Source organism: Komagataeibacter diospyri (genome assembly GCF_006538165.1).
Lineage (GTDB): Bacteria > Pseudomonadota > Alphaproteobacteria > Acetobacterales > Acetobacteraceae > Komagataeibacter > Komagataeibacter diospyri.
In genome coordinates this window covers 22,626-37,161 of the sequence record NZ_BDLU01000050.1, presented here as the reverse complement: position 1 = coordinate 37,161, position 14,536 = coordinate 22,626, and the positions used below count along the sequence as shown (strand labels likewise).

15 protein-coding genes are annotated in these 14,536 nt (G+C 61.9%); 9 read left to right on the top strand and 6 right to left on the bottom strand.

What is annotated here, in order from left to right; translation table 11 throughout:
* The first annotated feature begins 1 nt into the window (after position 1).
* Positions 2-1,780, top strand: a complete 1,779-nt coding sequence (locus MSKU9_RS11205) for a stimulus-sensing domain-containing protein (RefSeq protein ID WP_141261527.1) — start codon at positions 2-4, stop codon at positions 1,778-1,780.
* Here the strand turns inward: MSKU9_RS11205 and pqqE are convergent.
* Genes pqqE through pqqA form a run of 5 tightly spaced genes read right to left on the bottom strand, consistent with a single transcriptional unit; the run spans position 1,761 to position 4,935 of the window.
* Positions 1,761-2,867, bottom strand: a complete 1,107-nt coding sequence (gene pqqE, locus MSKU9_RS11200) for a pyrroloquinoline quinone biosynthesis protein PqqE (protein ID WP_141261526.1) — start codon at positions 2,865-2,867, stop codon at positions 1,761-1,763. The genes MSKU9_RS11205 and pqqE overlap by 20 nt on opposite strands.
* On the bottom strand, positions 2,864-3,145 hold the full coding sequence (gene pqqD, locus MSKU9_RS11195) for a pyrroloquinoline quinone biosynthesis peptide chaperone PqqD (protein WP_141261525.1): 282 nt from the start codon (positions 3,143-3,145) through the stop codon (positions 2,864-2,866). The genes pqqE and pqqD overlap by 4 nt, the downstream gene beginning before the upstream one ends.
* On the bottom strand, positions 3,142-3,879 hold the full coding sequence (gene pqqC / locus MSKU9_RS11190) for a pyrroloquinoline-quinone synthase PqqC (protein WP_141261524.1): 738 nt from the start codon (positions 3,877-3,879) through the stop codon (positions 3,142-3,144). Before pqqC ends, pqqD begins: the two co-directional genes overlap by 4 nt.
* Positions 3,876-4,799 carry a pyrroloquinoline quinone biosynthesis protein PqqB gene (gene pqqB, locus MSKU9_RS11185; RefSeq protein ID WP_141261523.1) on the bottom strand — a complete coding sequence of 308 codons (924 nt, stop codon included), beginning with the start codon at positions 4,797-4,799 and terminating at the stop codon, positions 3,876-3,878. Before pqqB ends, pqqC begins: the two co-directional genes overlap by 4 nt.
* 55 nt (positions 4,800-4,854) lie before the next feature.
* Positions 4,855-4,935: a pyrroloquinoline quinone precursor peptide PqqA gene (gene pqqA, locus MSKU9_RS11180; protein ID WP_010508617.1), complete on the bottom strand. Its 81-nt coding sequence runs from the start codon at positions 4,933-4,935 to the stop codon at positions 4,855-4,857.
* Positions 4,936-5,304: 369 nt separating this feature from the next.
* On the opposite strand from pqqA, the gene MSKU9_RS11175 reads away from it, so the two are divergent.
* On the top strand, positions 5,305-6,492 hold the full coding sequence (locus MSKU9_RS11175; RefSeq protein WP_141261581.1) for an AI-2E family transporter: 1,188 nt from the start codon (positions 5,305-5,307) through the stop codon (positions 6,490-6,492).
* Here the strand turns inward: MSKU9_RS11175 and MSKU9_RS11170 are convergent.
* Positions 6,489-7,256: a Crp/Fnr family transcriptional regulator gene (locus tag MSKU9_RS11170; protein WP_141261522.1), complete on the bottom strand. Its 768-nt coding sequence runs from the start codon at positions 7,254-7,256 to the stop codon at positions 6,489-6,491. The genes MSKU9_RS11175 and MSKU9_RS11170 overlap by 4 nt on opposite strands.
* A 226-nt stretch (positions 7,257-7,482) precedes the next feature.
* Between MSKU9_RS11170 and MSKU9_RS11165 the strand changes: the two genes are divergently transcribed.
* The 7 genes from MSKU9_RS11165 (at position 7,483) to MSKU9_RS11135 (ending at position 14,465) form a co-directional block, all read left to right on the top strand.
* The gene (locus MSKU9_RS11165; RefSeq protein WP_141261580.1) at positions 7,483-7,947 is read left to right on the top strand and encodes a hypothetical protein; all 465 of its coding nucleotides are present in this window, start codon (positions 7,483-7,485) and stop codon (positions 7,945-7,947) included.
* Between the two features lie 123 nt (positions 7,948-8,070).
* On the top strand, positions 8,071-8,856 hold the full coding sequence (locus MSKU9_RS11160) for an OmpW/AlkL family protein (protein ID WP_141261521.1): 786 nt from the start codon (positions 8,071-8,073) through the stop codon (positions 8,854-8,856).
* A 4-nt stretch (positions 8,857-8,860) separates the two neighbouring features.
* Complete coding sequence (hemN, locus tag MSKU9_RS11155; protein ID WP_141261520.1) at positions 8,861-10,228, top strand: oxygen-independent coproporphyrinogen III oxidase; 1,368 nt, start codon at positions 8,861-8,863, stop codon at positions 10,226-10,228.
* Between the two features lie 54 nt (positions 10,229-10,282).
* Positions 10,283-10,924 (top strand): 2OG-Fe(II) oxygenase family protein, encoded by a 642-nt coding sequence (locus MSKU9_RS11150; RefSeq protein ID WP_141261519.1) that lies wholly within the window; start codon positions 10,283-10,285, stop codon positions 10,922-10,924.
* Between the two features lie 137 nt (positions 10,925-11,061).
* The gene (locus MSKU9_RS11145; RefSeq protein WP_141261518.1) at positions 11,062-12,702 is read left to right on the top strand and encodes an electron transfer flavoprotein-ubiquinone oxidoreductase; all 1,641 of its coding nucleotides are present in this window, start codon (positions 11,062-11,064) and stop codon (positions 12,700-12,702) included.
* A 72-nt stretch (positions 12,703-12,774) separates the two neighbouring features.
* On the top strand, positions 12,775-13,524 hold the full coding sequence (locus MSKU9_RS11140) for an electron transfer flavoprotein subunit beta/FixA family protein (protein WP_141261517.1): 750 nt from the start codon (positions 12,775-12,777) through the stop codon (positions 13,522-13,524).
* A 2-nt stretch (positions 13,525-13,526) separates the two neighbouring features.
* On the top strand, positions 13,527-14,465 hold the full coding sequence (locus tag MSKU9_RS11135; protein ID WP_141261516.1) for an electron transfer flavoprotein subunit alpha/FixB family protein: 939 nt from the start codon (positions 13,527-13,529) through the stop codon (positions 14,463-14,465).
* Positions 14,466-14,536 lie beyond the last annotated feature (71 nt).

Sequence of the window (14,536 nt, the reverse complement as noted above, 5' to 3'; positions counted from 1 at the left end):
GATGCCGCGTCCCGTTCTTTCTCTCCCTTTTGCAGTACCCCCCCGACTGCGCCGCCTGATCCCGCGCCGGTGGAGTGGGGAAGGCAGGAACGCAGTCGCGGAATTCATGGAATACCGCACGCGTCTGGTCTCGCCGCTCATGCGGCGCATCCTGCTGGTCAACACGCTTCCGCTGGGGCTGCTGGCGCTGACGCTGCTTTACCTGACGCAGTTCCAGAACAGCCTGCTGGAAGCCGAGGTTTCGGCGCTGCGTGAACAGGCGCGTATCTATGCCGGTGCGCTGGGACAGAGTGCGGTCGTCATTTCCCGCCATGATGTCACACTTGAACCCACCCTTGCCCGTCCGCTGCTGCTGCGCCTGACGGAACCAAGCCCCAGCGCGCATGCCCGCCTGTTCGCCCCCGACGGGCAGGTCGTCGCCGACAGCCGCGTGGAACAGGCCGGCCACCATGGCAATGCGGGCAGCCTGCCCCCGCCCCCGGCAGAGGAGGAAGAGCATTCGCCCCTGTACCCGCCATCGGTCAACATGGGCGAGCGGCTGTACAACTGGCTTCTGGCACAACTGCCCACCCTGTCGGGTGAACGGATCATGACGCTGGACACGCCGGATTCCGATCCCTCCATCCAGCCCGTGACCCAGCCCGACGGCACGCGGGTCATGGAAATCCCGCCCTATATCCGCCGCAACGCAAACCACCAGCTTATGGTCACGGTGGCCGAACCCGTAATGCATGACGGGCGAACGACAGTGGGCATCATCCAGCTGACGCGCGAAGCGCGCGACGTGGACCGTTCGCTGTTTGCGGTGCGGTCATCCATCCTGTCGCTGTTCCTCATGGCGCTGGCGCTGACCATCCTGCTGTCATGGTACCTGTCGCTGACCATCGCGCGTCCACTGCTGCGGCTGGCGGCATCGGCCCATACCATGCGCGAATCTTCCAACCGTACGGACATGGTGCCCGAACGCCTGGTGGCGCGACGCGATGAAATCGGGGAGGTTGCCCGCGCGCTACAGGACAGCGCCAGCGCGCTGTGGGCGCGCATGGACGCCATCGAACGGTTTGCAGCCGATGTCAGTCATGAAATCAAGAACCCGCTGTCTTCCATCCGCTCAGCCATTGAAAGCCTGCTGCGTATTGATGACCCCGAACGCCAGCGGCGGCTGCTGTCAATCATAAATGACGATGTGCGGCGACTCGACCGCCTGATTACCGATATTTCCGATGCCAGCCGCGTGGATGCGGAACTGTCGCGTGCCCGGGCCGAACCGGTGGCCATCGTGCCGCTGCTGTCGGTACTGGCGGAAATACACCAGGCGACCCGCCAGCCGGGCCAGCCCTACATGGCCGTGGCCAGCAGTGGTGACAGCCCGGAGCGGCGACTGACCGTGCTTGCGGTGGAAGACAGGCTGGTGCAGGTGCTGCGTAACCTGATCGGCAATGCAATTTCCTTCTCGCCGCCCGATGGCAAGATCCTGCTCAGCGCGGTGCCGGCGGGCAGCATGGTCGAAATCGCGGTCAGTGATGATGGTCCCGGCATTCCACAGGCCAAGCTGGACAACATTTTCGACCGTTTTTATTCCGAACGCCCCAGCAGCGAGAATTTCGGGCAGCATTCAGGTCTCGGCCTGTCCATCAGCAAACAGATCATCGAAGCCCTGCGCGGCACCATAAGTGCTGAAAACCGCATTGATGCCGATGGGCATGTACAGGGCGCGCGCTTCGTGATCTGCCTGCCCCGGGTGGACGTGAAGGCTGAAGTCAGCCGACCTCATCCGTAGCACGCACATACCGGCGATACCGGAAGGGCGGCGGTTCAGCCGGCAGGGTTTCCAGAACCCTGACAACCCGTTCATGATCGGGCGCACGGCTGCATACCGGATCAGTAGCACGCGCATCGCCCGCCAGCGCCAGTGCCTGACAACGGCAGCCACCCCAGTCCTTTTCCCGCTGGTCACAGCTACGGCAGGGCTGGGGCATCCAGTCCGTACCACGGAACATGGTGAATAACGGGGAGTCACGCCAGATATGCGCCAGCGTGTCATGCCGCACATCGGGAAAGGCGACATTGGGGATCGTCTCGGCCGCATGGCACGGCAGCACCCGCCCGGACGGTGAGATATTGATGAACCGACGTCCCCATCCCCCCATGCACGGCTTGGGCCGGTCTGCGTAATAATCCGGTGTCACGTAATCTATGGTCAGGCGGCCTGCATATTTCTCACGCGCGGCCTCCACGGCCTGCGTGGTCTGTTCAAGCTGCTGTGCCGTGGGCATGAGGGCCTCACGATTGGCCAGCCCCCAGCCATAATACTGCGTATGCGCGATCTCGACCCGGCGCGCGCCCATTTCCACCGCCGCATCCAGCATCTGCGGCACGCGGGCGGCATTTTCGCGATAGATGACGAAGTTCAGCGTCAGCGGCATGCCATCTGCCGCCACCAGTCGGGCCGCCTCCAGCTTGCGCGCCTGCGCGCCCTTCATGCCGCCCACATGTTCGGCATTGGCGGTGTCAATATCCTGAAAAGACAGCTGGACATGATCCAGCCCGGCTTCCACCAGCATGGGAAAGGTCTTTTCGTTCAGCAATACGCCAGAGGTAATGAGGTTGGTGTACAGCCCCAGCCCCACCGCATGGCGGATCAGGTCGGGCAGGTCCGGCCGGCTCATCGGTTCCCCACCGGAGAAATGAACCTGCAGCACCCCCATTTCGGCAGCCTGATCCAGCACGCTGATCCATTCCTGCGTGGACAGTTCGTTACGACGGGGTTCCAGCGCCAACGGGTTGGAGCAGTACGGACACTGCAACGGGCAACGATGCGTCAGTTCTGCCAGAAGGCTCATGGGGGAAAGGATGGTTTCTGTCATGCCACCAGCACCTGCCGGGTAATAAGGTCACTGACCATGACATGGACATCACGCCCGATCACATCAACCGGGGCTGCAAACCGGGTGGCCAGTTCTGCCACGATCTGGCCCAGTGTACGCGTGCCATCAACCAGTTTCAGCACTTCCGCCGCGACGGGATCAGGGATGAAGGCCCGTTCCGGCGCCTGTATGATCCACCGTTCGCGCACGCGGTCATGCTGCAGCCGGACCCCGCGCGCAAAGCGGATAACGCTGTCGCCTGTAAGCCCTGTGATCATGCCGCATCCGGGTGGAAGGCGCCGGGGGGAATACGACCGGGATTGACATAGGCGTATTCCAGTTCATCCAGCATGGCCCACAATACACCGCACTTGAAGTTTAGCGCGCCCAGCACCGCCTGCTGCTGTTCGGGCGTGCGGGCATGTTCCTTCACGTAACCCAGCGCGAAATCTGAATCCCGCGGGGCCTGCGTCAGGCGTGGCTGGAAATAGGCCAGCGTTTCAGGCGTGATGAAGTCGTAATGCCGCAGCATGCCGGCCACGCGCTCGCTTATGATGGTGGGCGAGAACAGTTCGGTCAGCGACGAGGCAATGGCTTCAAGAACAGAGCGATCGCGCACGAAAGCGACATAGGCATCGACGGCAAAGCGCGTGGCGGGCAGCAGCCCTTCCAGCGATTCAACATAGGCACGATCCAGCCCCAGCCCGTCGGTCAGCTTCAGCCACCGCGCAACGCCACCGGTGCCCGGTGCGTCGCCATCATGGTCCACCAGCCGCCTGCGCCATTCACGTCGCAGTTCCGCCGTGGGCAGGCGGGCAAGCAGGGTGGCGTCCTTGGCCGGGATGCTGGCCTGGTAATAATAGCGGTTCAGCGCCCATGCCTGCACCTGCGCACGGTTCAGCCGCCCGTCATGCAACGCACGATGGAAGGGATGCAGGTTATGGTAGCGTTCCGCCCCGATGGCGCGGAGCGCGGCTTCAAGTTCATCGGGGGAAAGCAGGGGTGCGCTCATGCCGTAATCCTCATCCCGTCATGGGAGACTTCCCACCCTGCGGCCTCGACTGCGGCGCGTTCGGGCGAATCCGCCAGAAGGACAGGGTTGGAATTGTTGATATGTATGAAAATCTTGCGTTTGATGCCCAGATCCTGCAGGGCGGCGATGGTGCCGTCCATGCCGTCGATGGACATGTGACCCATGCGACGGCCGGTCTTGTCACCCAGTCCGGCGCGGACCATTTCGTCATCTACCCACAACGTGCCATCAAAAAACACGGCATCCGCCCCACGCAGGCGCACGCGCAGGTTATCGGTCATGCGCGCGCAGCCGGGCACGAAACAGACCCGATGCTTCCCGTCGGATATTTCCAGGCCCACCGTTTCACCATTTTCACAGATCGCTGCCGGATCGGGCCCGGACTCGGCATAAAGCGGCACTTTTCCCGGCACCACGAACGGCACGATGGTCAGCCCGGCGGGCGTGCCTTCGATCAGCTTCAGCGCCAGTGGCTGGTCGAGTCCCATGGGCGTGCGGGTCACGACCGCGCGGTTCAGGGCTTCAAAAATGGGATTGGCGTCCAGCATGGACAGCACTTCGGGGGTCGCCAGCAGGGTAAAGGGCTGGCGTTCACGCAGGGTAAGCAGCCCGGTGATGGTATCCACCTCACCACCCGTCAGGATGACACCGGCGATGGGCGTGGACCGCAGGCCCTCGCTGGGATGCAGGGCAGGGGTCTGGTTTATCTGGGTCCGCAGGTCGGGTGAGGCATTGACCACGAACCAGTTCTTTCCATCCCCACTTATGGCGATGGAAGCCTGTGTGCGGGGCAGGGCTGCCGGATCGCCGGCCCTGGCCCGCCTGCAACCGGGAGCGTTGGAATTCCATTGTGGAAATCCGCCACCCGCCGCCGCGCCGAGAACGATAATGTCGATCATGGACGCAGACTGTAAAAGAAAAACGCCGCCTGTGCGAGACAGGCGGCGCTATTCCTTACTTCTTTTCGCCGCAGACGTAGCTGTTGATCTCGGCGCCCAGGGGGACTTCAACAATCTTGGGGGTATTCCAGGCCATGGGACTCTCCATTGGTTATAGTGCCAGAAGGCCGCAGCCTCCGTGTTCAGGTATTTGAACCCTGTCCAATCGTGCTTTCAAGTGCCGTCTTCCGCCATATGAGGCCCAAAAATTCACGTTACCGTGTACGTGCGCCCTCCCCCTGCAATGCGTGCGTAGCGGGAATGTGCCAAAAACCTTGGTCCTGACTTTCATATGTCGCCATAAGGATAATTGGTACGATACGAATTAAAGCGGGCACAGGAACGCCAAACCCCGTTGGGGCCACGCCAGCACGACCTCAGGACCTGATTGATGCCGCCCGAGACAGAGTCACCCCCCCCACCACCATCTTACGAACAGATACAGCAGCAGCGCGCCATTGAGGTCATGCGTCACAGCCGCATCGACACGCGCACCGCCTGCCTGCTGCTGCTCAGCGTGCTGGCGGTTTTCTATACCCTGTATTTCGCGTCCGCCATCATCCTGCCCATGATCCTGGCGCTGGTGGTGAACCTGCTGCTGTCCACGCCACTGCGCTTCCTGCATACAAAGCTGCATCTGCCCAAGCCACTGGCCGCACTCTGCCTGATCCTGTGTGTATTCGGCGTTGTCGGCGCGGTGGGCACCGCCATTTCCGTGCCCGCCACCGGCTGGCTGGAACGCGCGCCCGAGGCGATCAATACACTACAGGAACGCCTGGCCTTCCTGCGCGGGCCGTTCCAGCTTCTGAACAGCGCATCCGACCGCATCCATAATTTCATGACCATCGCGGGCGGACATGTGGATCACCCGGCATCCGTGACCGATACGCCCGACGGGCATGTCATCGTGGTCTCAACCCCCGGCGGGAGCGGACTGGACCGTTTCAGTTCCTCCATCCTGCTGGGTACGCAGGCGTTCATGGGCCAGTTTTTCACCATGATCCTGATGCTGTTCTTCCTGCTGGCGCAGGGGGACAGCCTGCTGCGCCGCTTTGTGGAAATCATGCCCACCTTCGCCGACAAGCGGCGCACGGTACAGATCGCCTACCAGATCGAACGGAACGTTTCGCAGTACCTGGCCACCATCACCATCATCAACAGTCTGGTCGGACTGGTGAACATGATGCAGTGCTGGCTGCTGGGCATGCCCAACCCGCTGCTGTGGGGGGTCATGGCGTTCCTGCTGAACTACATTCCCATTATCGGGCCGATGATGGGGATCATCATCTATTTCCTTGTGGGGCTGTTCGTTTATCCATCCGCATGGCAGGCGCTGCTGCCGCCAGCCATTTACCTGTGCATCCACCTGACGGAAGGCGAGACGATAACCCCCATGGTGCTGGCGCGGCGTTTCACGCTCAACCCGGTTCTGGTCATGGCGTCACTGATGTTCTGGGACTGGTTGTGGGGTATTTTCGGGGCGTTCCTGTCGGTGCCCCTGCTGGCGGTGTTCAAGATCATCTGCGACCATGTCGAGATCCTGACCCCGATCGGCCACATCGTGGGGGGGCCAGCACGCACCAACCAGCCCAAACCGCTCTTTAAGAATACATCCGACCTGCCCGACGACAGACATGCGGGACAGGATGATTAGGTATTGCCCGCCGCCAGCACATCCAGCTTCGGCACAGACAGGATGGTGATGGCATAGCCCTTGCCCACTTCGATCATGCCCTGGCTGCGCATCCAGCTTAGCGTGCGGCTGACGGTTTCGATGGTCAGGCCAAGGTAGTCGGCAATGTCGCCCCGCGTCATGGGCAGGTGCAACCTGCCGCCACTGCTTTCCTGACCGGGCAACTGGCTTGCATGCATCTGGTCCAGCAGGAAACTGGCCACGCGTTCACGCGCGGTCTTGCGCCCCAGCAGCAGCATCTGGTTCTGGGCCGCGACCAGTTCATTGGACGCTTCTTCCAGCAGGCGACGTTCCAGTTTGGGAAAGTCATCCAGCAGGTCGGCCATCTTGTCGCGTGAAAAACGGCATACCCGCACCGTATCCACCGCTTCCGCGCCAAAGGCGTAATTGTCCGACACCGCAAGGCCAAGGAAATGCCCCGGTGAGGCAAAGCCCGTAATCTGGCGCCGTCCATCGGGCAGCGCCTTGAACAGCTTGACCGTGCCGGAGGTGACATTGAAAAAATCGGTTGCCGGCGCGCCTTCCTCGATAAAGCCGCGGCCAGGGGGAATGATGGTTTCGACCGCCGCGTCCGACAGGCGGGAAATGTCATCCGGTCCGATCACGCTGCATACGCTGGTGGGGCGGACACTGCACGTCGTGCAGAAATCGGTCTGCGCACCACCCGCGCCGATGACGATACGCCGAGGCCTCGATTCAAACTGACACGAAGGCATATCCGACATAACTATTCCTAATCACTTTCAGGCGCCTGCGTTCCGGCGCCGAAGTAACCGGACATGCCTGGCTCCCTAGAAATACACTAATGCATTTGCCAAGAGCGTCGAGTATGGCGGATGGTTTGATGTAAATCAATGCGTTCCGCCGGGAAATATCAGGTAAAACACACGTAACCAAGCAAAAATCCCCAACCCGAGGAAAATCCGACGCGTGCAGGCCGTCCCCCCGCCTTTGGTCCGACGACTGGACCGTGCAGATGTGCCGCTCCTTTATCCCCTGATCCGGATATCCCTGCCGCATCTCTCCCTGCGGGACTGGATACGCATCGGACGCAGGATGGCGCGATCCGGCGCACGTGTGAATGAGGGCATCCTGGTCGCCCATTACGGTCCTGGCCGCCCGCCATGCGCCATGGCCACGTTCCGTCGCGGGTTCGACCTGTATTCGGGCGACACGCTGACGGCGGATTACATCCTGACCCTGTCCTATACCCAACAGCAGACGATCATTGATGCGCTGCTGCCCGCCATGGAAACGCTGGCGCGGGAAATGGGGTGTGATGCAATTCGTACGTTTTCCCATAGTAACCGGGTGATAAATCAGGACAGCCCGGTCCGGAAACTGTGTTCAACAAGCCACATTACCGAAAGAACAGTCAGGCTGGACCGTAATAAGGAAATAGTTCACCCACCCTGATTGATTCATATCAAAGCCGAATGTTAGGTGGGCGTGATTTCTGCACTTAACAAATCAAATTGAACATTCTTAAACGATCCCGTCTGCATGCCAGCCGGAATAAAAACTTAGGGTCTGCTCACGATGAAGAACATTCGTAAACTCGCCATGTCGGCTGCACTGGGCGCCACGGCACTGGCCCCCGTCGCGGTCCATGCGCAGACGACAGCGCCCTCCACCTACGTCAACGCACCGCTGGCGAAGCCCGTGCCCGTGGCACAGCCCAAGGGTCACTGCGGGATCTTCCAGACCTGCTCCACCACCAAGATCGGTCTGGGCAAGGGTGACTTCATGATCCGTCTGTCCGCCGTTGGCGTGCTGCCGGAAGATCGTGACAGCCGCGTCTGGGCCAACGGCGCGCCGCTGGCTGGCACCCGGATCAAGACCACCAACCAGGTCATGCCTGAACTGACGTTCGAATACTTCCTGACCGACAACATCTCGCTGGACCTGATCGCGACCAGCACCCGTCATGAAGTGGCGGCCGAAGGTGGCGCCGTGGGTGGAAAGCTTGATGTGGGCAGCGCATGGGTGCTGCCGCCGACGGTGACCGTCGCGTGGCATTTCCGTCCGCACAAGCGCCTGAACCCGTATGTGGGTGTTGGTGGCACGTTCATGTGGTTCCACAACATGAATGCCGCAAACAACGGCCTGACCAGCAAGCTGAACTCCGGCTTCACGGGTGGCCCGTCCATCAACGCCGGTGTGGATTACCAGCTGGTTGGCAACTGGTTCTTCAACTTCGACGTGAAGCAGATGTTCGTGCGCATGCACGCATGGGCTGAAAACTCCAGCGAAAGCGTGCATGTCACGGCCCACGACTCGCTGGACCCGACCGTCGTTTCCGCCGGTATCGCCTACCGGTTCTAATGGCATGAACGCGGCGGACAGTTCCCTGCTTTCCCGTTACGGGGGCAACCTGCCGCGTTACACCAGCTACCCCACTGCGGCGCAGTTCAGTGACGCGGTGGGACCGGAAGACAGCCGCGCATGGCTGTCCTCCCTTCCGGCGGACCAGCCGGTTTCCCTTTACCTGCATGTTCCCTTCTGTGACACACTATGCCGGTTCTGCGGGTGCAACACCGCCGTGCTGCGCAATGCGGATGCGCGGGCCGCCTATGCCGCCCTGCTGCATGAGGAACTGCGCCGCATTATCGCCCTGATCGGCCCCGGCCGCAGGCTGACCCACCTGCAATGGGGTGGCGGCACGCCCACGACCCTGCCGGGCAGTGCCATGCGCCGTGTCATGCAGGCCATCCGCCGGGATTTCGACATTGCCCCGGATGCTGAGATCAGCATCGAGGTCGATCCCCGCCATCTTCCCCCCGACTATCCGGCCCTTCTGCATGAACTCGGGTTCAACCGCGCCAGCATGGGCGTGCAGGACCTTGACGCAGACGTGCAGGATGCGTGTGGCCGGATCCAGAGCTGGGAACAGACCAGCGACTGCCTGAACGCCCTGCGGGCGGCCGGGGTGGACTCCATCAACATCGACCTGATCTATGGCCTGCCACGGCAGGATACGGCAGGCGTGGCGCGGACGGCGCGCGCTGTGGCCAGCCTGCGCCCGGACCGGCTGGCGGTATTCGGTTACGCGCATGTGCCATGGAAACAGAAGCGCCAGACCCTGATGCCGGTGGGCGACCTGCCTGGCCCACAGGCGCGTATCGACCAGCGCGCGGCGATTGACGCGGTCCTGCGTGAAGAAGGGTTCCTGCCGGTCGGGCTGGATCATTATGTCAGCCCGCGTGACAGCATGGCCCGCGCCCTGGCCACGGGCACCCTGCACCGCAATTTCCAGGGCTACACCACCGACAGCGCGCCGAATCTGATCGGGGTGGGGGCGTCGGCCATTTCCTCGCTTCCCGGCGGCATGACGCAGAATGCGGTATCATCCGCCGCCTATGCCCGGCTCATGGCCGCAGACGCAGATACACTGCCCGTCGTGCGTGGCGTGCGCCTGGGGCCGGACGATCACGTCCGCGCCGCGATCATAGAGCAGGTAATGTGCGACATGCAGGTCAACCTGGGCCAGGTCTGTGCGCAGCATCACCTGCCTGCCAGCCATTTTGCCCCCGAACTGTCCCGTCTTGCCCCCATGGTGGCGGACGGGCTGGTCCATGTTACGGGCGAACAGGTGCAGGTCACGGAAAAAGGACGCAGTTTCGTACGCCATGTCGCGGCTGTCTTTGACCGCTACCTTACGGCCGACAGCGCCACCCGCCACGCCAGCGCCCTGTAAACCACAGGCCGCAGCCCATATGGCAGCGTAGCCCAAGCAGCAGAACACCCCTTCATGGAAACGAATTGCGTCATCGCGGCCCTGACCGCCACTCCAGCCACGACATGGCCCTTTCCCCACTGGCAACTGTATGACGTGCTGCCGACCCCGATTGCAGCGGCACTCGTGGCATGGGTTCCCGATCCCCATTTTATGGGCGGCGACAGTGGCGGACAGCGGGCGGGACGCAACGGGCACCGACTGTTCATCACCCCGGCCCTGCAGGCCACGAACACAGGGCTGGCGCAACTGGCGGGCCTGTTTGACAATGCGCAGACCCGCGCCGCCTTTACCGACAGATGCGGCGCACGCCTTGAAAACACGGCCCTGCGGCTTGAACTATGCCTTGATACGGACGGGTTCTGGCTGGAACCCCATACCGATATCGGGGCCAAGCGGCTGACGCTGCTGGTCTCGCTTTCCATGGGGGCGCAGGCGGCGGAATGGGGAACTGACCTCATGACACCACAGGGCGATCCCGTCGCGCGGGCTTCGGGCATATTCAATTCGGGGCTGCTGTTCATTCCGTCCGCACATTCATGGCACGGCTTCGTCCCGCGCCCGCTAACCGCCACACGCAGGACGCTGATCGTCAATTACGTTGGCCCAGAATGGCAGGCGACGGAGGAACTGACCCGCAGGATACAGGCAGTGTAAACGCACCGCCATTGCATGCCCGTAAGGCACGGAATGCGCAACAAGCCTTTATTCGCGCCCCAAACGGTTCTAGGAAACACTGCTATATAGTGTAATCCCATGTCATCCCGGTCATGACGCAAGAGGACAACAGAGGTATGAGCGAGACCCCGCGCGAGACTATGGAATTCGATGTCGTTATTGTCGGCGGTGGCCCATCGGGCCTGGCGGCAGCAATCCGGCTGCGACAGGTCGCACCTGATGCAAGCGTCTGCCTGATTGAAAAAGGCAGCGAGATTGGCGCCCATATCCTGTCCGGCGCCGTGATCGAACCCCGCGCGCTGGAGGAACTCCTCCCGCACTGGCGCGAGGAAGGGGCACCGCTGAACACCCCCGTGACAGAGGAGCAGATGCTCTACCTGACACAGAAGGGCAGCCTTGAAATCCCGTTCCTTGACCGCGTGATGCCGCACATGAACAACCACGGCAACCATATCGTCAGTCTGGGCGATTTCTGCCGCTGGCTTGCGAGCCGGGCCGAGGAACTGGGGGTCGAGATCTATCCCGGTTTCGCAGGTGCGGAAGTGCTGGTGGATGACAGCGGCCGGGTGACCGGCGTTGCCACGGGTGACATGGGGATCGGCCGCGATGGCCAGCCGGGTGACAATTACGCGCCAGGCATGGAACTGCGCGCGAAATACACGCTGTTCGCCGAAGGCTGCCGCGGATCACTGACCAAGCAGGTCACGGCGATGTACAACCTGCGCAAGGGCGTGGACCCGCAGACCTATGGGCTGGGCATCAAGGAACTGTGGGAAATCCCCAAGGAAATGCATCGTCCCGGACTGGTGCAGCACAGCTTTGGCTGGCCGCTGGATGACCGGACCTATGGCGGGGCGTGGATGTACCATTTTGGTGACAACCTGGTATCCTACGGGTTTGTCACGGGGCTGGATTATCCCAACACGTGGCTGTCGCCGTTTGATGAAATGCAGCGCGTGAAGCTGCATCCGGCCTTCCGCCCGTATTTTGAGGGTGGGCGTCGCATCGCCTACGGCGCGCGCGCGCTGTCCGAAGGGGGGATCCAGTCGATCCCGCGCCTGACCTTCCCCGGTGGGGCGCTGATTGGCGATACGGCGGGCTTCCTTAACGTGCCCAAGATCAAGGGTACCCACACGGCCATGAAGTCGGGCATGCTGGCGGCGGAAGCCGTGGCTGAAGCGCTGGCGACGGACCGGGTGGAACCGGGGTCCTATACCCGCCGTATCCGCGATTCCTGGCTGTGGACGGAACTGCGTTCGGTGCGCAACATACGCCCCGCCTTCGCCAAATTCGGCATGAAGGGCGGCGCGCTGTATTCCGGCATGGACGCCATGCTGCTGCGCGGCCGTGCACCATGGACGCTGCATACACGCCACAGCGACAACGAAGTGCTGGAACCGGCCTCGATCTCGGAAAAGATCAGCTACCCCAAGCCCGATGGCAAGATCACGTTCGATCGCCTGTCCTCGGTGTTCCTGTCCAACACCAACCATGAAGAAGACCAGCCCGTTCACCTGAAGGTCCGCAACATGTCGCTGTGGAAGACGGTGAACTGGGATGTATTCCGCGCGCCTGAAAGCCGTTACTGCCCGGCGGCGGTGTATGAAGTGGCGGATGAGGCCACGGACCCGCACCTGCAGATCAACGCGCAGAACTGCGTCCACTGCAAGACATGCGACATCAAGGATCCGGCCCAGAACATCGACTGGGTCACGCCGGAGGGGGCAGGCGGTCCGAACTATCCCGGCGGGATGTAATCATGTGGCGGGTACGGTATGTAGTCCGTCACACCGATTGCCCTTATCCGAAGACAGACAGGCAAATATGCAATGAAGGTTCTTGTACCCGTTAAGCGCGTGATTGATTACAACATCAAGCCGCGAGTGAAAGCCGATGGTTCCGGTGTTGAAACTGCCGGCGTCAAGATGTCCATGAATCCGTTTGATGAAATCGCGGTCGAGGAAGCCGTACGCCTGAAGGAAAAAGGCGTGGTGAGCGAAATCATCGCGGTTTCGATCGGCGAGGCCAAGGCGCAGGACACCCTGCGCACGGCCATGGCCATGGGCGCTGACCGTTCCATCCTGGTGGAAACCGATGTGGTGACCGAGCCGCTATCAGTGGCCAAGGTGCTCAAGGCACTGGTAGAAAAGGAAAAGCCCGACCTGATCATCCTTGGCAAGCAGGCCATTGATGATGACATGAACGCCACGGGCCAGATGCTGGCCGGGCTGCTGGGGCGCCCGCAGGCCACCTTTGCCTCCAAGGTGGAAGTCGCCGATGGCGCCGTGACCGTCATGCGTGAAATCGATGGCGGGTCGCAGACCGTGAAGCTGGCGCTGCCGGCCATCATTACCGCCGACCTGCGCCTGAACGAACCGCGTTACGCTTCGCTGCCCAACATCATGAAGGCGCGCAAGAAACCGATGGAAAAGATCACGCCTGCCGATCTGGGCGTGGACATGACGCCGCGGCTGAGCGTGGTCTCGGTTGCCGAACCGCCTGAACGCAAGGCGGGGATCAAGCTCGACTCGGCAGCGGAACTGGTGTCGCGTCTGCGTAACGAAGCAAAGGTGATCTGATCATGACCGTTCTCGTTTATCTTGATCATGAAGGCGGTGCGATCCGTCAGGCATCGCGTTCCGCCATTGCGGCCGCCAGCAAGCTGGGTGATGTCGATGTGCTGGTCACTGGTCCGGATGCGGCCGCCGCCGCAAAATCCGCTGCCGCCATTCCGGGCGTGAAGAAGGTGGTGCAGGTTACCGACACCACCGGCAACAGCGAACTGGCCGAGCCGGTAGCCAGCCTGCTGGCGGATCTGGCTGCGGGTTACACACACATCCTGGCCGCGTCGTCAGCCACGGCGAAGAACATCCTGCCACGCACGGCCGCGCTGCTGGATGTGCAGCCGATCCCCGATATTGTCGCCATAAACGACGCTGATACCTTTGTCCGGCCCATCTATGCGGGTAGCGCGCTGGCAACGGTAAAGTCGGCGGATGCGAAGAAAATCATCACGGTCCGCGCGTCCTCCTTCGAGCCGGTCGCAAGCGAAGGCGGCAATGCAACGATCGAGGAAGTGGCCCTGCCCGCAGGTCCGGGTGGATCGACCTTCATCGCCACCGAACTGTCGAAGTCCGAACGGCCGGAACTGGAATCCGCCCGTGTGGTCGTATCGGGCGGCAACGGCATGCTGAACGAAGAAAACTTCAAGCTGCTGGAACCGCTGGCTGACCGTCTGGGTGCGGCAATCGGCGCATCGCGCGCCGCAGTGGACAAGGGCTTCGTTTCCAACGAATACCAGGTGGGACAGACCGGCAAGATCGTGGCGCCGGAACTGTATATTGCCATGGGAATTTCGGGGCAGATCCAGCATCTGGCCGGAATGAAGGACAGCAAGGTCATCGTTGCGGTCAACAAGGACCCCGAAGCGCCAATCTTCCAGGTGGCGGATTACGGCATTGTGGGCGACCTGTTCACCATCCTGCCGCAGCTTGAAGCGGAACTGGACAAGGCGGGCTGAAGCCTGATCGCTTCATAAAGCACGCGTAAGGGGCGCGGAGGGAAACTTCCGCGCCCCTTTTTTTCATGCCG